Origin of the sequence: Aeromonas lusitana, assembly GCF_002812985.1 — a bacterium.
GTDB classification, from domain to species: domain Bacteria; phylum Pseudomonadota; class Gammaproteobacteria; order Enterobacterales; family Aeromonadaceae; genus Aeromonas; species Aeromonas lusitana.
The window spans coordinates 1-20,108 of sequence record NZ_PGCP01000016.1 but is presented as its reverse complement, the minus strand read 5'-3'; the positions used below and the strand labels follow the sequence as shown (position 1 = coordinate 20,108).

18 protein-coding genes and 1 rRNA gene are annotated in these 20,108 nt (G+C 59.5%); 9 read left to right on the top strand and 10 right to left on the bottom strand.

Annotation, left to right across the window (positions count from 1 at the left end):
- The first annotated feature begins 150 nt into the window (after window positions 1-150).
- Window positions 151-873, top strand: a complete 723-nt coding sequence (locus tag CUC44_RS11325; RefSeq protein WP_100860062.1) for a response regulator — start codon at window positions 151-153, stop codon at window positions 871-873.
- 34 nt (window positions 874-907) lie between these two features.
- Window positions 908-2,269 (top strand): ATP-binding protein, encoded by a 1,362-nt coding sequence (locus tag CUC44_RS11320; RefSeq protein WP_425266313.1) that lies wholly within the window; start codon window positions 908-910, stop codon window positions 2,267-2,269.
- A 68-nt stretch (window positions 2,270-2,337) separates the two neighbouring features.
- Here CUC44_RS11320 and CUC44_RS11315 read toward each other — a convergent pair whose 3' ends face one another.
- The 3 genes from CUC44_RS11315 to yjbD all read right to left on the bottom strand — a co-directional run bounded on the left by CUC44_RS11315 (window position 2,338) and on the right by yjbD (window position 5,529).
- A complete protein-coding gene (locus CUC44_RS11315) occupies window positions 2,338-4,293 on the bottom strand; it encodes a ligand-gated channel protein (protein WP_167388876.1) in 1,956 nt (651 codons plus the stop codon).
- 355 nt (window positions 4,294-4,648) lie between these two features.
- Window positions 4,649-4,861 carry a transcription antiterminator/RNA stability regulator CspE gene (gene cspE / locus CUC44_RS11310; RefSeq protein WP_025328559.1) on the bottom strand — a complete coding sequence of 71 codons (213 nt, stop codon included), beginning with the start codon at window positions 4,859-4,861 and terminating at the stop codon, window positions 4,649-4,651.
- Window positions 4,862-5,244: 383 nt separating this feature from the next.
- Entirely contained in the window at window positions 5,245-5,529 is a 285-nt protein-coding gene (yjbD, locus tag CUC44_RS11305; protein ID WP_167388875.1) for a DUF3811 domain-containing protein, read from the bottom strand.
- 523 nt (window positions 5,530-6,052) lie between these two features.
- Between yjbD and CUC44_RS21390 the strand changes: the two genes are divergently transcribed.
- Window positions 6,053-6,175 (top strand): hypothetical protein, encoded by a 123-nt coding sequence (locus CUC44_RS21390; RefSeq protein ID WP_100860060.1) that lies wholly within the window; start codon window positions 6,053-6,055, stop codon window positions 6,173-6,175.
- 48 nt (window positions 6,176-6,223) lie between these two features.
- Here the strand turns inward: CUC44_RS21390 and CUC44_RS11295 are convergent, their stop codons facing one another.
- A complete protein-coding gene (locus tag CUC44_RS11295) occupies window positions 6,224-6,994 on the bottom strand; it encodes a substrate-binding periplasmic protein (protein WP_100860059.1) in 771 nt (256 codons plus the stop codon).
- Between the two features lie 168 nt (window positions 6,995-7,162).
- Window positions 7,163-7,738, bottom strand: coding sequence for a single-stranded DNA-binding protein (locus tag CUC44_RS11290; RefSeq protein WP_100860058.1), 576 nt, complete (start codon window positions 7,736-7,738; stop codon window positions 7,163-7,165).
- Window positions 7,739-8,253: 515 nt separating this feature from the next.
- Here CUC44_RS11290 and CUC44_RS11285 point away from each other — a divergent pair.
- Entirely contained in the window at window positions 8,254-8,892 is a 639-nt protein-coding gene (locus tag CUC44_RS11285; protein ID WP_167388879.1) for a LuxR C-terminal-related transcriptional regulator, read from the top strand.
- Window positions 8,893-8,987: 95 nt separating this feature from the next.
- Window positions 8,988-11,816, top strand: a complete 2,829-nt coding sequence (gene uvrA, locus CUC44_RS11280; protein WP_100860056.1) for an excinuclease ABC subunit UvrA — start codon at window positions 8,988-8,990, stop codon at window positions 11,814-11,816.
- Between the two features lie 187 nt (window positions 11,817-12,003).
- Here the strand turns inward: uvrA and CUC44_RS21385 are convergent, their stop codons facing one another.
- The gene (locus tag CUC44_RS21385) at window positions 12,004-12,129 is read right to left on the bottom strand and encodes a hypothetical protein (protein ID WP_279627826.1); all 126 of its coding nucleotides are present in this window, start codon (window positions 12,127-12,129) and stop codon (window positions 12,004-12,006) included.
- 325 nt (window positions 12,130-12,454) lie between these two features.
- On the opposite strand from CUC44_RS21385, the gene CUC44_RS11275 reads away from it, so the two are divergent.
- A complete protein-coding gene (locus tag CUC44_RS11275; RefSeq protein WP_100860055.1) occupies window positions 12,455-13,066 on the top strand; it encodes an OmpW family outer membrane protein in 612 nt (203 codons plus the stop codon).
- Between the two features lie 129 nt (window positions 13,067-13,195).
- Here CUC44_RS11275 and CUC44_RS11270 read toward each other — a convergent pair whose 3' ends face one another.
- Window positions 13,196-14,008: a GNAT family N-acetyltransferase gene (locus CUC44_RS11270; protein WP_100860054.1), complete on the bottom strand. Its 813-nt coding sequence runs from the start codon at window positions 14,006-14,008 to the stop codon at window positions 13,196-13,198.
- Between the two features lie 330 nt (window positions 14,009-14,338).
- Here CUC44_RS11270 and metF point away from each other — a divergent pair, with 330 nt between their 5' ends.
- Window positions 14,339-15,235 (top strand): methylenetetrahydrofolate reductase, encoded by an 897-nt coding sequence (gene metF / locus CUC44_RS11265; protein ID WP_100860053.1) that lies wholly within the window; start codon window positions 14,339-14,341, stop codon window positions 15,233-15,235.
- Between the two features lie 68 nt (window positions 15,236-15,303).
- On the opposite strand, the gene CUC44_RS11260 is transcribed toward metF, so the two are convergent.
- Both CUC44_RS11260 and CUC44_RS11255 read right to left on the bottom strand, forming a co-directional pair.
- Window positions 15,304-16,368 (bottom strand): DUF3103 family protein, encoded by a 1,065-nt coding sequence (locus CUC44_RS11260; protein WP_100860052.1) that lies wholly within the window; start codon window positions 16,366-16,368, stop codon window positions 15,304-15,306.
- Between the two features lie 146 nt (window positions 16,369-16,514).
- Window positions 16,515-17,666, bottom strand: coding sequence for a benzoate/H(+) symporter BenE family transporter (locus tag CUC44_RS11255; protein WP_100860051.1), 1,152 nt, complete (start codon window positions 17,664-17,666; stop codon window positions 16,515-16,517).
- Window positions 17,667-17,782: 116 nt separating this feature from the next.
- Here CUC44_RS11255 and CUC44_RS11250 point away from each other — a divergent pair, with 116 nt between their 5' ends.
- Window positions 17,783-18,352: a helix-turn-helix domain-containing protein gene (locus CUC44_RS11250; RefSeq protein ID WP_100860050.1), complete on the top strand. Its 570-nt coding sequence runs from the start codon at window positions 17,783-17,785 to the stop codon at window positions 18,350-18,352.
- 3 nt (window positions 18,353-18,355) lie between these two features.
- Here the strand turns inward: CUC44_RS11250 and CUC44_RS11245 are convergent, their stop codons facing one another.
- Window positions 18,356-19,549, bottom strand: a complete 1,194-nt coding sequence (locus CUC44_RS11245; protein WP_100860049.1) for an NnrS family protein — start codon at window positions 19,547-19,549, stop codon at window positions 18,356-18,358.
- A gap of 492 nt (window positions 19,550-20,041) precedes the next feature.
- On the opposite strand from CUC44_RS11245, the gene CUC44_RS11240 reads away from it, so the two are divergent.
- A 16S ribosomal RNA gene (locus tag CUC44_RS11240) occupies window positions 20,042-20,108 on the top strand; the annotation flags it as partial.

Here is a 20,108-nt window from a genome sequence, read left to right as displayed (position 1 = left end):
CTCAGTAAACACCGAGGAAGTGTCTGAAATTTGCCAGTTGGAGCCTATTTTGTAGCAGAGTGTGGCATCTTGGTGCTATGGCACACTTTGACATAATCCGCCCGGTTGATTTTCGTATAATCGTCCCAGCTCGAAAACGGGAGAACAATGATGAACCAAGGCAACCCTCATATTCTGGTGGTCGATGATCACAGCGAGATCCGCGATCTGTTGAAGCGCTTCCTGGAACAGCATGGCATGCGGGTCAGCTGTGCCCGTGATGGCAAGGAGATGAAGCGGCTGCTGGATGAGCGGGAATTCGATCTGCTGGTACTGGATCTGATGATGCCGGGAGAAGACGGCCTGACCCTGTGCCGAGAGCTCAGGGTGAAGTCCCGCCTGCCCATCATCATGCTGACCGCCATGGGGGAAGAGACGGATCGCATCATAGGGCTGGAGATGGGGGCCGATGACTACCTCGCCAAGCCATTCAATCCCCGCGAGCTGCTGGCGCGCATCAAGGCGGTGATGCGCCGCACCCAGGTCGAGCCCCAGTCCGTGCCCGAGACCCTGACCCGGGATCTGCGCTTCGATCGCTGGCTGCTCGACATCAATCGCCGTGAATTGGTGGATGAAGAAGGGGTGGGCATGAGCCTCTCCACCGCCGAGTTCGACCTGCTGAAGGTGTTCCTCGAGCGGCCACAACGGGTGCTGAGCCGGGATCAGCTGCTGGATCTGGCGCGCGGCCGGGAGGCGGTGGCCTTCGATCGGGCCATTGATACGCTAGTGAGCCGGCTGCGGCGCAAGCTGGAGCGGGATCCCAAGAATCCCGAGCTCATCAAGACCATCTGGGGCGGCGGTTACCTGTTCGCCGCCGACGTGACCCAGGAGTAGCCCCTTGACCCTCATCAGACGACTGTGCAGCCGACTGTGGCCCAAGGGGCTGACCGGCCAGATAGTGTTGGTGGCGCTGGCCGGGCTGGTGCTGATCCAGCTGCTCAGCATCCAGATCTATCGCTCGGACAGGGAAGAGGCCCTCGGCTACGTCAACAGTCGCAACGCCATGCAGCGCATCATCTCTGTGGTGCGCCTGCTCACCCTGTCGCCCCCTTCTCTCTATCACGAGATCCTCAAGGCGAGCCGCAGCGAGACCCTGTTGCTGCGCCTCTCCGACGAGCCGCTGCAACCGGACAACCGCAGCCCCCGCTTCGAGAAGCTGGTGCGCACCAAGCTCGACTATCCGCCCCAGCTGGCGGTAGAGATCAGCGCCGAGCTCAAACAGGAGTTCCAGCGCAGCCAGGCCTGGCGTCACCACAACCGCATGATGAAGGATCGCAGCGGCATGCCGCCGCCTCAGGACATGCGGCTCTACGGCTCCATTCAATTGCCCAACGGCAACTGGCTGCAATTCAGCTCCCTGGTGGACAAGGAGTCGGCGAGCTGGTCCTGGCAGACCACCCTCAACCTGCTGCTGGTGGCGAGCCTGGTGATCGGCCTGATGATCTGGCTGTTCCGCCGTGCCACCTTGCCGCTCAAGCAGTTGGCCGCGAATGCCGACCGGCTGGGACGGGGTGAGGACATAGAGCCGCTGCGGGAAGCTGGGCCGACCGAGATCCGCGAGTCCATCCAGGCCTTCAACCGCATGCACACCCGGCTCGCCCGCTTCGTGCAGGACAGAACCCGCATGCTGGCCGCCATCTCCCATGACCTGCGCACCCCCATCACCAGCCTGCGCCTGCGCAGCGAGTTCCTGGCGGATGGGGAGGACAAGGAGCGCTTCCAGCAGACCTTGCAGCAGATGGAGCAGATGCTGGCGGCAACCCTGAGCTTCGCCCGGGAGGAGGGGCAGCAGGAGGCGACCCGGGAGCTGGATCTGGTGAGTTTGCTGGAGAGCCTGTGCGACGACTATGCGGACACGGGGCAGCCGGTCACCTGCCTGGCCGAGGGTAAGCAGGTCTATGCCTGCCGCGCCAATACCCTGCGCCGGGTGCTGCAAAACCTCATCGGCAACGCCATCAAGTATGCGGGGGGCGCCGAAGTGTCTCTCGAGCGTACCGATGCCGAGCTGCTGATCCGGGTCTGCGACAATGGGCCCGGTATCGACCCGAGCCAGCTGGAGGAGGTGTTCAAGCCGTTCGTCAGGCTCGATGAGGCGCGCAACACCGAATCCGGCAGCGTGGGGTTGGGGCTCGCCATCGCCCGCACCCTGGTGCATCAGCATGGCGGGGAGCTGACCCTTCATAACCGCGCCGAGGGTGGGCTGGAGGCGAGGATCCGACTGCCATTGTGAAGATTAATGGTGAAAAAGAGGGCGCCCATGGGCGCCCTCTTTATTTATCACTGTGGTGGCGCTGGCCATCAGAACTGGTAGGTCATCCCCAGGTTGTAGCGGCGACCGTCCAGCACGGTACCGTAGCTGCTGTAATCCACCGTCTTGTCGAACAGGTTGTAGACGCCGGCGGTAACGTTGAGGTGTTGATTGGCCTTGTAGACCAGGCCGGTGTCGAAGAAGGTGTAGGAGGGGGTGCCCTCGGCCATCCGGGTCCGGCTCAGGTAGTCAGAGGTCTTGCTGCGGAAGTTCGCTCTGGACCAGAGGCTGACGTCCGTGGTGGTCTGCCAGTCGACCGAGGCGTTGAGCATGTGACGGGGCATCTGGTTCAACGGTTGGCCAGCCATGGGGCCGCTCTCCTGCTTGGACTGGGTGTAGGTGTAGCTGGAGGCCAGCGACCAATCCTCATTGATGGCCCAGTTGGCCGTGCTCTCCACGCCGCGCATGTTGGCCTTGTCGACGTTGATGCGATCGCTGATGAAGTCGTAGACATGACCATTCAGGCTGCAGGACGGGTCCGTCTTGCTGGAGCAGCGGCGGATCTCGGAGATCTTGTCCTCGAAGTCGGTGTTGAACAGGGTCAGGCTGGCGCTGAGCCCCTCCCGTCCATCCCACAGCAGGGCTATCTCTTCGCTGACGCTGGTCTCCGGCTTGAGCTCTGGGTTGCCGACCAGCACCCCATCCTGGGTGCCGCCACCTGTGGCCTGACCCCAGTTGGCCGCCGACATGCGCAGGTCGGGGGAGCGGTAACCCGTCGAGACCCCGCCCTTCAGGGTCCAGAATTCGGCCGGGTGCCAGACCCCGTACAGGCGCGGACTCCAGTGGGAGCCGTAGTTCTGATCCTGATCCATGCGGACCCCGCCGGTCAGGGCGAAGCTGTCTGTCAGGGACCACTCATCCTCCAGGAAGAGGGCCCAGCTCCAGCGAGTCAGCTGGCTGGCCCGGTTGCTCACGTTGAGCTGGTTGCCCTGATCCTGCAGATCCTCGTAACGGTACTGGCCGCCGAGGCTCAGATAGTGATCCCCCAGAATGAACTGGGTGTGGGTGTCGGCGATGCTGTTGATTATCTTCATCTGGCGGCCGGGGTTGGTGTTCTCCTCCCGTTGCAGATAGCTGGTGGAGGAGCCGAAGTCATACTGGCCGTTGTGGGTGATGGCGTAGTTGGTGCGCTCGTAGGTGTTCAGGCTGGGCTTGGACTTGGCCGGCAGGGAGTCGCCCGGAGTGCGGTCTCTGTCCTGCAGGGTGCGGCTGACCTCGACGTCGAACCCGTTGCGCGCATCCGGCGTCAGGCTGAACACGGCGGTACCGCTGCGGGTCTCCTGCTCGGCGAAGCCGTTCAGGAACTGATCCTCACCCCGGTGGGAGAGCTGGCCGTTCAGGCGCATCCCCAATAGCTCGTCCACCAGGTTGCCAGCTGTGTAGGCATCGGTCTGGAAGATATCGCCGGACGCCTTGTTCTCCTGGAAGGTGGAGTCGGCGTGCAAGGATCCCTGCCAGGCGCTCATGCTGCTGGTCTTGCGGGTGATGACGTTGATGACGCCGCCCATGGCGTCTGAGCCGTAGCGGGATGACATGGGGCCACGCACCACCTCGATGCGTTCTATGGCCTGCAGGGGCGGCAGCCAGCCTTGCTCTATGCCGGGACCGTCGCTGTTGGGGCGGGTGCCGCGGCTGTCGACCCGCTTGCCGTCGACCAGCATCAGGGTGTATTTCGAGCCCATGCCGCGGATGCTGATGTCACTGCTGCTGCCACCGCCGGTGATGACCACGCCGGGCACGTCTTTCAGGGCGTCGGTGACGTCCCGATAGGCGCGCTTCTCCAGTTGCTCCCGGGTGACTACAGAGATGGAGGCCGCCGTGTCCTCTATCTTCTGCTGGAAACCGGAGGCGGTCACGACCATGACCTCGGGTTCGGCGGCATAGGCGTGGGAAACGAGGGATACGAGAATGAGGGGAGTCAACTTGTGAGGGGGGATCTTTGTCATCTTGGCCTGAACTCTGTGAGTGAGAAAATGGGTATTCATCCATGATCGACTCGGTGACACGGCCTGCCGGTGTCCACAGGGCAATAAGGCTCAATTGGATTTAGTACCGAGTTCGGCGGGCATTGTAGTCAGCACGGCAATATGTGTAAATGATAATTAATCTCATTCAATAATTTGAGATCGGATAAGGATGACGGCCGAGTGGCGCTGGCTTGGGCGGGATGGGGGAGTGGTTGGCGTCAGGCTGAGGGTGGGTGAGAGCCTGTCATGCGGACAACAAAAAACCCGCCGAGGCGGGTTTTTTAAATTCTTGCAGAAGGTCTTTCCGATGAACGGGAAGGCTTCCTGGCTTGAATTACAGACCAACTACGTTGGCAGCAGCCGGGCCTTTCTGGCCTTGCTCGATGGTGAACTCAACGCGCTGACCTTCGTCCAGGGTTTTGAAGCTGGTGGACTGGATAGCGGAGAAGTGTACGAACACGTCTTTGCCACCGTCAGCCGGGGAGATGAAGCCAAAACCTTTTTCAGCGTTGAAGAACTTAACGGTACCAGTCATTTTGTTAGACATGATAATTTCCTTGAATAGTGATATTGAAACGCCACCGTTGTGGCAATCCATGATTTTTCGTCAGCAATACGTATGGGGAGCACTAAAGAAGGAGAATTATTTGGCAAGAATCGTCATTGACAACTCCATGCACAAATCACTGCTTTAAAATGACTGCCTAACATAATCAGGTCTGAACTACCGAACCATCGAGATTGATTAGAACACGCTCACCTTGTGATGGCAATCTTTATCTTGGTGTTAATTGCCTGCCAGCGCCGGTTATCAAGTCGTTTCTGTTGAAAATATCGTTTTATACCAGATAGATAGCGATGCATTCAGGCGAAGGCTCGGGGGGAGCCCTGTCCGGATCTGTTCAGCATCCAGACAGGAAAACGAGGTGATTAACGCTTGCTGCGGAACTTGTTGCTGACGGAATCAGACCAGCTGAAGGTATCGGGCGAGGCCTGATTTTTGGCGCGTTCCTTGGCTTTCTCTCGTGCCAGCGCGGAGGCCGCCTTGGCTGCCTTGGCGCGATCTGCGGCAATTTTCAGGCGCCCTTCCTCACGGATCTTGTTGCGTTCCCCGTTGGTCAGGGTGTGATCGGCGTTGGCCTGGGCTTTTTGCAGCAACTGGGTGATCTCCGCCTTCTCGGCTTCGGTGAGGTCTTTCATTTCCAGCTTCTTCATGGCGCACTCCTGTGGCAGGTGATGACCCACCCTAGCACACTCGGGCTGGGCGTCTCTTATGCAATCGCAGCCTTGTCTGCAGAAGTGGGAGTCAGCAGTCGTTTCCAGCCATGGACTGGCCCATTTATCGGCGTATTGCGGTGGCTTGGTGGAGAGCTGTCGTGCGATTCAGGTGTGAGGGGGTGGATGAGATGCCATGTCCGTTCGATGTAGGGAAGGCTCAGGAAAGCTCCGTATGTTTGAGCCTCCTTCTGAGTGGACGGGTGAGCCTGTTTTACTGCGAGAGCACAGAGATGACATTCATGGAGGCCATGGGCCATGGCTATTTCTGATGGTCTGGGACAGCTGGGTGGCGGGCTTTCGGCTAGTGGTTTCGTGAGGCTGGATCCAGATGGGAGGTTGGGGGTATGCTGATGACAGTGCGATCCACGATCGTCACTGCTAGCGTACTGTGATCTATGATTTGGTTGACATGCTGGAACCCTGGTTCCAACTGTCCGGGTAACATTTTTGGAGTCTGATGATGAGTAACAAAGAACAGCATCACGGCAAAGATGCCAAGAAAAAACCGCAGATGTCACTGAAAGAGAAGCGCGATGCCAAACGGCAGAAAGCCGATTTGAAAAACGGCAGCGCGATTAAGTAACGCTCCGCTACACTGTTGTTCCTCTGGAGCCAGTATCAAGCCAGCCTGTCATGGGCTGGCTTTTATGTTTGTGGCGGATGAGGTCATGCCATAGGCGGCAAAGATGTGTTCATAGCGCCCATCTTTGCGCATCCTGTCCAGTTGGCGATCGAACCACTGCTGCTGCGCCGCCTGGCGAAAGGCGAAGTGGTAATGAGTCGGGGCGAAGAGGTCATGCGCCCTGACCTCGCCGACTGAGTAGCGTCCGGCGTTCTGCTCTTCCCGGGTCAGCTGCGCCAGATAGTAATGAAACACCCTCTGCTCCAGGATCACGGCATCCGTTCGCCCCAGCAACAGCTTCTGCACCTGACCCTCTTGCCTTGCAACCTCCTCATAGCGCGGATTCTGATCGGCAATGCGAGCGAAGTCCGCTCCCAGGATCTGCCGCGCCCGCTGAAAGGCGCTGACACGCAATCCCTTCAGGTCCGTCATCTGCTGGATGGCTATTGGAGCCAGGGTAAAGACGCGGTTGTGGAAGGTGATCACGGGCTGCGACAGATAGGCATGGTTCAGCATGCCGGGCTTCACATTGATGATGGCATCCAGCTTACCCTCTTCCAGCATGCGAAAGGTACGCTCCAGCGGCAGATAGTTGAACTCAAGTTCATAGCCACTGCCGGCAAAGGCTTCCCGCAAGAGATCGAGTTCGATCCCTCGTCCTTCGTGCTTTATGACGTAGGGAGGAATAGCAAAGCTGACGCCCACCCGCAGTGGCTCGGCGGCCAGGGAGCCGATGGGAAGCAGCAGGATGAGGCTCAGCAAGCGGGTAAGGAGGCCCATTCATGTTCTCTGGCGGATGGTGTGCCCTGATGATAACCACAAGGCTGGACAGGCAAGACCCGAACTGAGCGATCGCCACGGCAATGGCATGTCAGGCGGGATCGCTGCGTCAGAAGCAGGCAAAAAAAGGCCCTGAACAGTCAGGGCCTGATGGCAATTGCTGCGGGATTAGAATGGGATGTCGTCGTCAAAATCCATCGGCGGCTCGTTGTAGACCGGCGGTGCAGATTGCGGCTGCTGAGCCGGACGGCCATAGCCACCCTGCTGTTGCATATTTTGCTGGGGCGCGGCGGCAGGACGCTGCATGTTTTGCTGGGGAGCCGCTTGTTGCGGTTGACCCCAGTTGCCCTGGGACTGTTGACCGCCCATGCCCTGGCCAGCACCGCCTTGCGGACGGCCACCCAGCATCTGCATCACGCCACTGAAGCTGTCGACCAGCACTTCTGTGGTATAACGCTCCTGGCCGCTTTGATCCTGCCATTTGCGGGTCTGCAGCTTACCTTCGACATAGACCTGGGAGCCCTTCTTCAGGTACTCACCAGCGACTTCGGCCAGCTTGCCCATGAACACCACACGGTGCCATTCGGTGCGCTCTTTCTGCTCACCGGTCTGCTTGTCACGCCAGCTGTCAGAGGTGGCCAGGGTGATGTTGGTCACGGCACCGCCGCTCGGCATGTAGCGCACTTCCGGGTCTTGTCCCAGGTTACCGATCAGAATGACTTTATTGATGCCTCGACTGGCCATAATCTCTCTTCCACCCTTTATATGCCGGCCAGGCCAGATGCCCGGACCAATTCAATATTTCGTTTGTTTGCAATGAGATGCCCGCCATCGACTGGGTGACACTCTCACTCATGCCATGTCTGCGCCCGATCCGGCCCGGTGAATCACAGGCCGATCGTCACAGCGTTTGCCCGCAATAGTAACAGTTGACGGGCATGAGCGCACACCTTCCGACCCAGAGCGCTTCAATCTGTTGCCGGGCACCGGATAACTTACTCGAGGTGGCAGGCTGCCAGCAAGCCGGGGCGCACGAGAGTGCTGCACGGGCGACGGCGGGCTGTTAAGGTGTTGGTTGGCACTAGCAGCCCCCCCAAATGGGGAGGGTGTGCTAGTCACTTGTATTGGTTGATAAATTGCTGAGCTTCAAAGGAATCACTGCAGCGCCTCATACTTTTTTAATACTTCGGCCAGGAGGGGGGATTGGTACTCTTCCCTGGCAAAAAGCCCCGACCAGAATGTGCAAGGAAGTCTTCTTGATGACGCCCGATTACCCCCTAGTGCTGATCACCGAACAGAATGCACAAGCCATCAGTTTTCAGCGTCACCTCAGTGAACAACTGGGCTTGTCCATCCTGTTGGTTGGAGAGCTGGATGCCCTGCCAGATGCGTCCGGTACGGCCAGCCAGCCACTGTTTCTGATCGATCTGGATTATCTCAAATCGGCCCAGCAGTCTGACTGGAGCCAGGCCATCTGCAGCCGCTTCGACCAGGCCAGTGCCGTGCTGCTCAATGCCCCGACCAGTACGGATCGCGAGTTGTTGCTGATGTGGCCCCACACCAGCGGCCTCTTCTTCCGTCAGGACAACCTGGATCGCCTGGTGATCGGCATTCGCAAGGTGCTGCAGGGGGAGTACTGGATCCCCCGTCATTTGCTGTGCGACCTGGTGGATTATTACCGCAAGGGCAGCGGCCAGCCTCTGCGTAACCAGACCCTGCTGACGGCGCGCGAGCAGGAGATAGTCCGTCACCTGATGACAGGAGCTTCCAATACCGAGATCGCCGACAACCTGTTTGTAAGCGAGCACACCATCAAGTCCCACCTCTATAACGTCTTCAAGAAGTTGAACGTCAAGAACCGGTTGCAGGCCGTGAGCTGGGCCAAGGAATTTCTCTGAAAACGCAGGGGCGGATGATAAAAGCCTGTCTATTCATCCAGTAGTCTCTGTGCCATACTGGTTCGCTCTGGTTTGTGTATCGAGCGTGCAAGAAGATGGAAAAAATCGTGATTCGGGGTGCCCGCACCCACAATCTCAAGAACATCAACCTGATCCTGCCCCGCGACAAGTTGATCGTGGTGACGGGTCTGTCCGGCTCCGGCAAGTCCTCTCTGGCGTTCGATACCCTCTATGCCGAGGGGCAGCGCCGCTATGTGGAGTCCCTCTCCGCCTATGCCCGCCAGTTCCTCTCCCTGATGGAGAAGCCGGACGTGGATCATATCGAGGGGCTCTCCCCGGCCATCTCCATCGAGCAGAAATCCACTTCTCATAACCCGCGCTCGACGGTCGGCACCATCACAGAGATCTACGACTACCTGCGTCTGCTGTTTGCGCGGGTGGGCGAGCCGCGTTGCCCGACCCACGCCATTCCGCTGACCGCCCAGACCATCAGTCAGATGGTGGATCAGGTATTGGCTCAGCCGGAAGGCAGCAAGCTGATGCTGCTGGCCCCTGTGGTGCGCAACCGCAAGGGCGAGCACACCAAGCTGCTGGAGAACCTGGCGGCCCAGGGTTACATCCGGGCCCGTATCGATGGCGAGGTGTGCGATCTCTCCGATCCTCCCCCGCTGGAACTGCACAAGAAGCACACCATAGAAGTAGTGGTAGACCGCTTCAAGGTGCGGGATGACCTGGCCCTGCGGCTGGCCGAATCCTTCGAGACGGCACTGACCCTGTCCGGCGGCATCGTATTGGTGGCGCCCATGGACGGGGAGGAGGGGGTTGAACCCATGACCTTCTCCGCCAACTTCGCCTGCCCAGAGTGCGGCTACTCCATGTCGGAGCTGGAGCCGCGCATCTTCTCCTTCAACAACCCGGCCGGCGCCTGCCCTACCTGCGATGGCCTCGGCGTGCAGCAATATTTCGATCCCGCCAAGGTGATCAGCGACCCGGGCCAGAGCCTGGCCGGCGGTGCCATCCGTGGTTGGGACAAGCGCAGCTTCTATTACTTCCAGATGCTCAAATCCCTCTCCGAGCACTACAAGTTCGATCTGGAAAGCCCCTGGGAGGATCTGCCCCTCAAGACCCAGGAGGTGATCCTGCGGGGCTCCGGCAAGGCCGAGATCGAGTTCCGTTACATGAACGATCGCGGCGATGTGGTAGTGCGCAAGCACCCGTTCGAGGGGATCCTGCACAACATGGAGCGCCGCTACCGGGAAACCGAATCCAACTCGGTGCGGGAAGAGCTCTCCAAGTACATCGCCAACAAGTCGTGCACCAGCTGCGGTGGCAGCCGGCTGCGGGAAGAGGCGCGCCACGTGTTCGTGGACAACCGCAACCTGCCCGCCATCGCCGAGCAATCCATCGGTGACGCCCTGGCGTTCTTTGCCGGCATCAACCTGACCGGCCAGCGCGCCCAGATCGCCGAGAAGATCTTGAAAGAGATCATAGAGCGGCTCGGTTTCCTGGTGAACGTGGGTCTGAACTACCTGAGCCTCTCCCGCAGCGCCGAGACATTGTCCGGCGGTGAGGCCCAGCGCATCCGGTTGGCGAGCCAGATCGGCGCCGGTCTGGTGGGGGTCATGTATGTGCTGGATGAGCCCTCCATCGGCCTGCACCAGCGCGACAACGAGCGGCTGCTCAAGACCCTCACCCACCTGCGTGACCTCGGCAATACCGTGATAGTGGTGGAGCACGATGAGGACGCCATTCGCCTCGCCGACCATGTGCTGGACATAGGCCCCGGTGCCGGGGTACACGGCGGTGCCATAGTCGCGCAAGGTACGCCGGAGGAGATCATCGCGAACCCCGAGTCGCTGACCGGTGACTACCTCTCAGGCCGCAAACAGATCGCCATCCCGGCGATGCGCACACCGCTCACCGGCAAGTGGTTGAAATTGAAGGGGGCGAGCGGCAACAACTTGCGCAACGTCAACCTGGATCTGCCTATCGGGGTGATGACCTGCGTCACCGGGGTCTCCGGCTCCGGCAAGTCGACGCTGATCAACGACACCCTGTTCCGCATCGCTCATCGGGAGCTGAACAAGGCCACCGAATCCACCCCGGCGCCGTACCGCAGCGTGGAAGGGCTGGAGCATCTGGACAAGGTGGTGGATATCGATCAGAGCCCCATCGGCCGTACTCCGAGATCCAACCCGGCGACCTATACCGGTCTGTTTACCCCGATCCGCGAGCTGCTCTCCGGCACCCAGGAGGCGCGCTCCCGCGGCTATCAGCCGGGCCGCTTCTCCTTCAACGTGAAGGGGGGCCGCTGCGAAGCCTGTCAGGGGGACGGGGTCATCAAGGTGGAGATGCACTTCCTGCCGGATGTGTATGTGCCGTGCGACGTTTGCAAGGGCAAGCGCTACAACCGCGAGACCCTGGAGGTGAAGTACAAGAGCAAGAACATCCACGAGATCCTGGAGATGACGGTAGAGGATGCTCGCGAGTTCTTCGACCCAGTGCCGGCGGTGGCGCGCAAGCTGCAAACCCTGATGGACGTGGGCCTCTCCTATATCCGCCTCGGCCAGTCTGCCACTACCTTGTCCGGCGGCGAGGCGCAGCGGGTCAAACTGGCGCGCGAGCTCTCCAAGCGCGACACCGGCCAGACCCTCTACATCCTGGATGAGCCGACTACCGGGCTGCACTTCCATGACATCCAGCAACTGCTCAAGGTGTTGCACCAGCTGCGGGATCGGGGTAACACCATCGTCATCATCGAGCACAACCTCGACGTCATCAAGACCGCCGACTGGATCGTCGATCTGGGTCCGGAAGGGGGCGCCGGCGGTGGCCGCATCCTGGTGACCGGCACGCCGGAGGAGATGAGCCGTTGCAAGGAATCTCACACGGCGCGCTTCCTGGCCCCGTTATTGGGCAAGTAAGCAGACAGCAAACAAGGGGCTCAGGCCCCTTTTTTGTTGGGTGCGGCAAACCCTAGCCCCTTTGTTGTCACACTTTGCGAGTGAGTGCCAGAGGGCCTGCCAGTAAGGCATGTAGAGCAAGGGTGAATGGGAAGACGTCAGATGTTTGCCAACAAGATGTACCTTGGCGGGATCGAAAAAGAGGGGATCAGTGGGCCAGCATCAAGAAGGCGAGCGCAACCACGAAGCCAAGCAGAATAAACAGGAAGGATCCTATGCCCCAGATGGCCGCCAGGATGCCGATGATTTTATCTTTGCGAGTTTGTGGTTTCATAAAAATTAAATTACAGCCCAGCTACATTGCCTTAATAAAATACGCTGATGGGCATCATTAAACAACACTCGGCAAGGCGAGCGCGCGCCATAAAGGTATATTTAATTTGTATTGAATGGTGTGCTCAAGTTCTTATTTAAATATCAAGTGGCTGTATTAAAAGAGTTTATTTGTGATTGTTGATGGTTTTGTAGTCAGTGAAAGCTGTTGTGTACATCCATCTATTTCTTGGCAACTATTGAGCTAAATCAATAACTCTTCATTCACATCCTTTTATAGTTTTCGGGCTTACAACATAGAAAGAAAACAAAAAAGGAAATACGTGATGAAAAAAATCCTTCCTCTACTGATCGCAGCCGCTTTTGCTTCCCCCGCCGCCATGGCACATCAGGCCGGTGACATTCTGGTTCGTGGTGGTCTGGCGTTTGTCTCTCCACAGACCAGCAGTGACGACGTGCTGGGCACGGGTGAACTGGATATCGACAGCAACATGCAGTTGGGGTTGACCCTCTCCTACATGCTTACCGACAACTGGGGTGTCGAGCTGCTGGCGGCAACGCCCTTCTCTCATTCGGTCTCGACCCCAGGCTTGGGTGAGGTAGCCAAGGTCAAGCATCTGCCACCGACCCTGATGGCGCAGTACTACTTCGGGGATGCCAACAGCAAGGTGCGCCCCTATGTGGGGGCCGGTATCAACTACACCTTCTTCTTCGATGAAGAGGGCCGTGGCGCTCTGGATGGCACCGATGTCAGCGTCGACTCTTCCTGGGGACTGGCAGGTCAGGTGGGTCTGGACATGGCGATCAATGATCGCTGGTTCGTCAACGCCTCCGCCTGGGTCATGGATATCGACACCGATGTGCACACAGCGGTGGGCACCATCAATACCTCCATCGATCCGGTGGCCTTCATGTTTGGCGTCGGCTATCGCTTCTAACAAATATCAGGTTGGCCGCCTCAAGGCCGTGACTAAGCACGTCTCTTTGGCCCGACTCTGTTCGGGCCCTTTTATGTCCGCAAGGGAGCGGCAGGAGACGGCTCTTTTACCTCTGGGGATCCCGGGTTGTCATGCCGGTGAGTCATCCTCGGCGGAGGCTTGCCAACGGCACAGGCTGCCGATGCGGGCCACTGGGGAGAAGCCCAGTGAACGGTAGACGCGCTGGGCATGATAGTGCTCGTCCGCCACTATGATGAGACGCTCCGCCTGCGCCAGACCTTGACGTGCAACCTGGCTGAGTAGCTGGCGGCAGAGCCCCTGGTTGCGCCAATCCTTGTGGGTATGCACCAGTTGAAAGCGCCCCATGGTGCCGATGAAGAACAGGCCGCAGCTGGCGACCAGCCGGCCCTGTTGCCAGATCCCCCACCATTGTCCCAGTCCATCGGCAATCATGGCGCGATAGAGATCGCGGCGCGATTGCAGGTAAGAGAGATAGACGGATTCCGAGTGACCTGGATCCCGGCTATCGAGCTCCAGTGCCAGCCAGTCGTCCCAGTCCGCTGGCGTGAAGGGGCGGGCGGCGGCGAAAACATGATGGGCCTGGGCCTGCCAATCCACCGCATCCAGCGCCAGCACCACACACTCCATGTATTGGTAACCGGCTGACACGAAGCCGGCGACCCGGCTGTTCTGCCCCTCGGCCAGTGGCCACTGGAAGGTGCGATGCTGGATCCTGGGATCCCGACCCACCCACTTGTCGAAGCTGGCCTCGAGCCAGCCCTTGTCGCGATCGCTGGGCGGGGTGGGGAGCAGCAGATAGTTGCCGAAATAGTAATCCGGGGCCGACGGGGTCCGTACTGCCCAGAACTGTGCATGATCCGTCACCTCGCCCTGATAGCGATCGAACAGCAAATCGGTGGCAAAGCCGGGGTGATCTTCCATGATGGGCTCCTGCAGGTGACTCAATTGATTATCGGCAGGCGGAGGGAGAAGTTAAAAAAAAGGCCGGGAGATTCCCGGCCAAACAATCACACGCAGATTCAGAACGTCCAGGACGATCCGCCCGCATCATAGCGTGCCTGAGGCCATTTTGGGATGGGGGCCAATCGTTACTTAAGCAGAATTGCCAAATAAAAAAGCCGGGGGATCCGGGATCCGGCGGCAAATCGGTGTTGACTTTGATCGGTTTTGTCATAAAGATAGCAAGACGTTTAGACGTCCAAACATCCGTTTTGACGTACAGGAACCGGTGGCAGGACAGGGAGAGAACAGATGGGATTTCACAGCGCGCGTCAGGTTGAGGCTCTCAACCAGAGTCTGGCGGATTTGGGTAACAACATTTCGGTCAGCTTCGAGTTTTTCCCGCCCAACAGCGAAGGGATGGAAAACACCCTGTGGCAATCCATCGAGCGGCTGCAGGTGCTGGAGCCCAAGTTCGTCTCCGTGACCTATGGTGCCAACTCGGGTACCCGGGATCGCACCCACAAGGTGATCAAGGATATCAAGGATCGCACCGGCCTCATCGCCGCGCCGCACCTGACCTGTATCGATGCCAGCCGTGACGAGCTGCGCACCATAGCCCGCGACTACTGGAACAGTGGTATCCGTCACATAGTCGCCCTGCGCGGTGACCTGCCCCCCGGTGTCGACAAGCCGGACATGTATGCCACCGACCTGGTCGCCCTGCTCAAATCCGAGGCGGATTTCGACATCTCTGTGGCCGCCTATCCGGAAGGTCACCCAGAGGCGCGCAGCGCCCAGTCCGATCTGTTGAGCCTGAAGCGCAAGATAGATGCGGGTGCCAACCGTGCCATCACCCAGTTCTTCTTCGATGTGGAGACCTATCTGCGCTTTCGGGATCGCTGCGCCGCCATCGGCATCGATGCCGAAATCGTGCCGGGGATCCTGCCGGTCTCCAATTACCAGACCCTGGCCAAGTTCGCCGGTTTCACCAACGTGAAGATCCCGCGCTGGATGCATCAGCGCTTTGAAGGGCTGGACAACGATCAGACCACCCGCAACATGGTGGGGGCCAGCATCGCCATCGATCAGGTGCGGGTGCTGAGCCAGGAGGGGGTGAAGGACTTCCACTTCTATACCCTGAACCGCTCCGAGCTGACCTACGCCATCTGCCATACCCTGGGGGTGAGGCCAAAGGGCCAGCTCTGATCCAGGCGCAAACCGGGACAAAAAAAGCCAATGAGTCACCTCATTGGCTTTTTTGCTATGGCCGGGCGTCAGGGACGGGTCGGCTGTATTTCCTTGGGCTCCAGGGTGATGACGGCATTGCCGGCGGCACCCGGATACTGGTGATAGCTCTGGTCCTGCTCCAGGGTGTAGAAGGTATCCAGATAGTCGTCGTTGTTGGTCATCCAGGAGTCGGGCAGGGCCTTGACGATGCGGCCGCCAAGATCGAGGAAGGGCAGAGCCTCCGGCACGCCGCCGGCGGTGAAGCCGAGCTTGAGTGCTTCGATCAGCAGGGCGCTTAGCTCCTTGTAGTTGACGTTGTCATCCTGCTCCATCATGACCACATCGACGGCGCCCCAGCGATAGCGATCCCAATACACCAGGATCTGGTTCGGGCTGTAGTCCGTGTTGTCATAGTCGAGGTAGGGCATGTCGACTATATCCACCACGGGCTCATCCCGGCTGGGATTGACACCGGCCACCACGGCATAGACCTCGGCGGCCCCGAGCAGCCAGGGCTCCTGATCATCGCTCAGTCTGATCTTCTTCAGAATGCTGGTTTTAAGGGGGGTCGTGCTGCTTTGTGCCATGGGGGCAGCTTGCAACTCTGCCGCAGCCAGTGCCTTGCGCATCACCTTCAGGCCGGCATTCTTGGCCTTGACGGGATCGGCTTCCACCACCAGAACCGGCCGCGCCGGCGGCTGGTTCACATCGAGATAGACGGGGTTGCCAGCCGTATCGAAGGCTTCGATGGCGCTCCAGCTCTGTTCATCGCCACTGGGTACATAGGCGATGAGGGGCTCTACCCCTTGCTTCAGTGCGTCGGCCTGCTCCTGGTTGGCCAGCCTCAGCTGCATCAGCTGCTTGACCTCTCCCTCCAGCCCCTGCCGGCTGATGGCCGCCTGGTTGGCATCTGCCGCCTGGCGTTTCAATCTGGGGTTGGCTTTTTGCAGCAGGTTGGGCAGCGGGGCCTGGAACTCCTGATTGCTCAGCAGGGGCAGCAGGTTTTTCTGCTGCAGCGCGAGCTGGCGTGCCAGCTCCCTATCCTGGTCTGCGGCCTGGGCACTGGCGGTGCCCAGCAAGGCCAGTAATACAATGACAGCCTGATTCCTCATTTTTATTCTCCAATGGTGAGTCTGACGAGGCGCATCCCGGGAAGAATGGGCGCCTCCAGCCCACTAAACGGCAATTGGTTTCAGCTGTGAACCATGTTTGCCGAATTATGTGCTGCGTCTCACTGGAGTCTCCCCAGATGGTGAGGTCAGGCGCGCAGCCGGTTGACTTGGTGCAACCCTATGCCGACCAGCAGTCCCCAACAGGCGGAACCGACCCCGAGCAGGCTGATCCCGGAGGCCGTGATGATGAAGGTCAGCAAGGCCGCCTCCCGCTCCTCATCCTGCTGCAAGGCCCCGTGCAGACTGCTGCCTATGGTGCCGAGCAACGCCAGACCGGCCACGCAGGTGACCAGTGCCGTGGGAAACGCGCTGAACAAGGCCACGACGGTAGCGCCGAAGCAGCCGGTGAGCAGGTAGAAGCAACCCGCCCAGACGGCGGCGGGCCAGCGCCGGTTGGCGTCGGGATCCACCTCCTTGCCCATGCAGATGGCGGCCGTGATAGCGGCCAGGTTGAAGGCGTAGCCACCGAAGGGGGCCAACAACAGGCCGGTCAGGCCGGTCCAGGTGATGAGGGAAGAGGTGGCAGGCTGATAGCCGTGGGCCCGCAGAATGGTGATGCCGGGCATGTTCTGCGACGTCATGGTGACGATGAACAGCGGCAGGGCGATTCCCAGCAGGGCATCGAGGGAGAATGTCGGTGTGATCCAGACCGGGCTGGAGAGCTGCCAATGGACTGTGCTCAGCTGCAACTCGCCCCGGAGGGCGCAGACCAGCATGCCGACGGTGAGCACCAGCACCATGGTATAGCGTGGCCACAGGTGGCGACCTGTTAAAAATGCTAACAGCAGCGCCCCCAGCAGCAGGAGATCCTGTGGGGCAACTTTGAACAGATCCAGCCCGAAGCGGAGCAGGACCCCGGCCAGCATGGCGGCGGCCAGGGGGGCCGGGATATGGCGCATCAGGCGATCGAACCAGTCGCTGAGCCCGCACAGGGTGATCAAGAGCGACGAGATAACGAAGGCACCTATGGCCTCCCCCAGGCTGAAGTTGCCCAGGCTGGTGATGAGCAGGGCGGCGCCCGGGGTCGACCAGGCGGTCAATACCGGCACGCGGTAATAGAGGGAGAGGCCGATACAGCTGATTCCCATGCCGATCCCCAGGGTCCACAGCCAGGAGGACACTTGAGCCGCATCGGCGCCAGCGGCGGTGGCGGCCTGGATGATCAGGACGACCGAACTGGTGTAGCCAACCAGCACGGCGATAAGGCCTGCGGCCAGATGGGGTAGGGCAAAGGGCATGATGACTTCCTTGTATGTGCTGGCGGCTTGTGCGTTATTACGTACAATATGAGCTCGACTATAGCCTTGTGCGTTATTGCGCACAAGGTGGCGAGAACAGATTCCGGAGAGAGGTTATGCAAGAGATGAGTCTGCACCTGGCGGCGCGACTGAAGGCGCTGCGGGCGGAGCTGGGCTGGAGCCTGGATGCCGCCGCCCGCGAGACTGGGGTGAGCAAGGCCATGCTGGGCCAGATAGAGCGGGGGGAATCCAGCCCGACGGTAGCCACCTTGTGGAAGATAGCTACCGGCTTTCGGGTCTCCTTTTCCAGCTTTATCGAGCCGACCCCAGATGAACAGGAGCAGACCCTCTATCGTGTCGCCGATGCGATCCGCCAGCAGCCGGCGGGAGAGGGCATGCAGGTGGCGCCGCTATTTCCCTATGAAGGCCGCTTCGGCTTCGAGCTGTTCGAGCTCACCCTGCTGCCGGGCTATCAGCGGGAATCCGAACCTCACGAACCCGGGGTGACCGAACATGTGATCGTCATCAGCGGTGTGATGGAGGTGTTGACCGACGGAGAGTGGCGCACCCTCATGCAGGGGGAGGCGGTACGCTTCGCCGCCGATCGTCCCCATGGTTACCGTAATCTGGGGATCGCTCCCGCCGTCTTTCACAATCTGATCCACTACCCTGGTCCACGCCCCTGATGCTTAGCCTGGGCGGCCATCCGCTCTGGGGCTGGTCAGTATGGGGGCATAGATCCAGACAAACAGGCCATAGGCCGCTATCCAGCTCCAACCACTCAGATTCCAGCCAGTCAGGGTCAGGGCGGGCCAGAACTGGGGGATCAGTACCCTTATAAGCGCAGACAGTATGACCAGCACGAATGCTGCCGTGATCCTGCGACCCACCTGCAGGCCTCTGCCACTATGACCGAGAGATACTCGGGCAATCATCCCCAGAATCATGGCCCCCATGCAGCCCGCACTCAGCAGATGGCTGGCCAGTGACTGGCTGATGGGCCAGCCGCTGGCCTGGGCCGCGAGGGCGAGCAAACCCAGCGGGATGAACAGGTAAGCGAGGTGCAGTGACCACAGCAAGGGATGGGTCAGGGTCGCGTCGGGACGCCAGCGCGATTGGCGCCACAGATGCAGGCATGCCGCCACTATATATAGAGGCACTATATAAAGAGGGGAGATCCAGGAGCTGGGCAGCAACCAGAGCAGCAGGATCAACCACAGCGAGGCCAGGGCTCCGCGTTCCAGCCATAAGTGGGGAATGGCTTTTTCCGTGCCTGTGGCTCTGGCGGTAAAGAAGGGAATCACCCGTCCCCCCATCACGGCGATCAGGGTCGTGAACAACAGTACAGTGGTGATCAGCAGATGTTCCACCATGGCCCAGTCGTTTCGCCACAGCCAGCTGGCCCCATTGAGCAGGGTCAGCAGGACGAGCAGAGGCATAAAGAAGAGGTTGCGCCACTGGCGGGTGATGATGATGGGTCTGGCGAGGAACCAGGCACAGAGGGGCAACCAGGCCAGGTCGGCTACCATCAGCAGAACGTGATCTTCTCCAAGCCAGGGCAGCAGGCACCTGGGCAGTGCCCATATCCCCACCACCAAAGCCAATGACCAGCCACGCACGCCGGGGTGGGCCGTCCAGTTCTGGACTGCGGTCAGCAGAAACCCCGCCACTATGGCAGCGCCAAAGCCAAACAACATCTCATGGGCATGCCACCAGACCGGGTTGGAGATCCCGGGCAGGCGCAACCAGCCATTGAGTTGCCCCAGCCAGCCCAGCATGGCCAGGCAGGAGAACAGGGCGCCGAGCAGGAAGAAGGGCCTGAATCCCAGGCGGAACAAGGGAACAATCCGTTCTTCTTTACGACTGTCGAGGATCTGGTGCATGGCGCTACCTTAATGTGACATCTGATATGTCGATTATAAAGTGGCATTCAGGATGTTCAATTAAAATCGCCATTCGTACCAAGTGGGGCGCATTTTGAGCGAAAAAATACCGATCTGATGCATATCTGAGCGAACGAACAACAATGACAAAAAAGCCCTTGTCATCCCGGCTCAGCTCCCTATAATGCGCCTCCATCGACAGGGCAAGCGGCAACGCAAACAAGCCAGTCGGTGCCTCGAAAAGCCTTTGAAAATAAGGCTTGACTCGAGAAGGCGGTTGAGTAGAATGCCACTCCCGCAGCGACGAAACGTTGCAACGCTCTTTAACAATTTGAATCAAGCAATCTGTGTGGGCACTCACAGCATCGAGCATCAAAAAACAATTTTTGATTTTCAATGTCTGGTGAAGTGACCAAGACGATTCAGGGTGACCTGAGTTGTCACAGTTTATTTCAGCAATTCATTGAGCCGCCTTTATAGGCAACCAAACTTAAATTGAAGAGTTTGATCATGGCTCAGATTGAACGCTGGCGGCAGGCCTAACACATGCAAGTCGAGC

Coding starts and splice junctions, on each gene's coding strand:
- CUC44_RS11285 (WP_167388879.1), top strand. CDS start 8,254: ATGACGCCCGATTACCCCCTAGTGCTGATCACCGAACAGAATGCACAA.
- yjbD (WP_167388875.1), bottom strand. CDS start 5,529: ATGAAGAAGCTGGAAATGAAAGACCTCACCGAAGCCGAGAAGGCGGAG.
- CUC44_RS11245 (WP_100860049.1), bottom strand. CDS start 19,549: ATGCACCAGATCCTCGACAGTCGTAAAGAAGAACGGATTGTTCCCTTG.
- uvrA (WP_100860056.1), top strand. CDS start 8,988: ATGGAAAAAATCGTGATTCGGGGTGCCCGCACCCACAATCTCAAGAAC.
- CUC44_RS21385 (WP_279627826.1), bottom strand. CDS start 12,129: ATGAAACCACAAACTCGCAAAGATAAAATCATCGGCATCCTGGCGGCC.
- CUC44_RS11270 (WP_100860054.1), bottom strand. CDS start 14,008: ATGGAAGATCACCCCGGCTTTGCCACCGATTTGCTGTTCGATCGCTAT.
- CUC44_RS11295 (WP_100860059.1), bottom strand. CDS start 6,994: ATGGGCCTCCTTACCCGCTTGCTGAGCCTCATCCTGCTGCTTCCCATC.
- CUC44_RS11255 (WP_100860051.1), bottom strand. CDS start 17,666: ATGCCCTTTGCCCTACCCCATCTGGCCGCAGGCCTTATCGCCGTGCTG.
- CUC44_RS21390 (WP_100860060.1), top strand. CDS start 6,053: ATGAGTAACAAAGAACAGCATCACGGCAAAGATGCCAAGAAAAAACCG.
- cspE (WP_025328559.1), bottom strand. CDS start 4,861: ATGTCTAACAAAATGACTGGTACCGTTAAGTTCTTCAACGCTGAAAAA.
- metF (WP_100860053.1), top strand. CDS start 14,339: ATGGGATTTCACAGCGCGCGTCAGGTTGAGGCTCTCAACCAGAGTCTG.
- CUC44_RS11315 (WP_167388876.1), bottom strand. CDS start 4,293: ATGACAAAGATCCCCCCTCACAAGTTGACTCCCCTCATTCTCGTATCC.
- CUC44_RS11290 (WP_100860058.1), bottom strand. CDS start 7,738: ATGGCCAGTCGAGGCATCAATAAAGTCATTCTGATCGGTAACCTGGGA.
- CUC44_RS11275 (WP_100860055.1), top strand. CDS start 12,455: ATGAAAAAAATCCTTCCTCTACTGATCGCAGCCGCTTTTGCTTCCCCC.
- CUC44_RS11250 (WP_100860050.1), top strand. CDS start 17,783: ATGCAAGAGATGAGTCTGCACCTGGCGGCGCGACTGAAGGCGCTGCGG.
- CUC44_RS11260 (WP_100860052.1), bottom strand. CDS start 16,368: ATGAGGAATCAGGCTGTCATTGTATTACTGGCCTTGCTGGGCACCGCC.
- CUC44_RS11325 (WP_100860062.1), top strand. CDS start 151: ATGAACCAAGGCAACCCTCATATTCTGGTGGTCGATGATCACAGCGAG.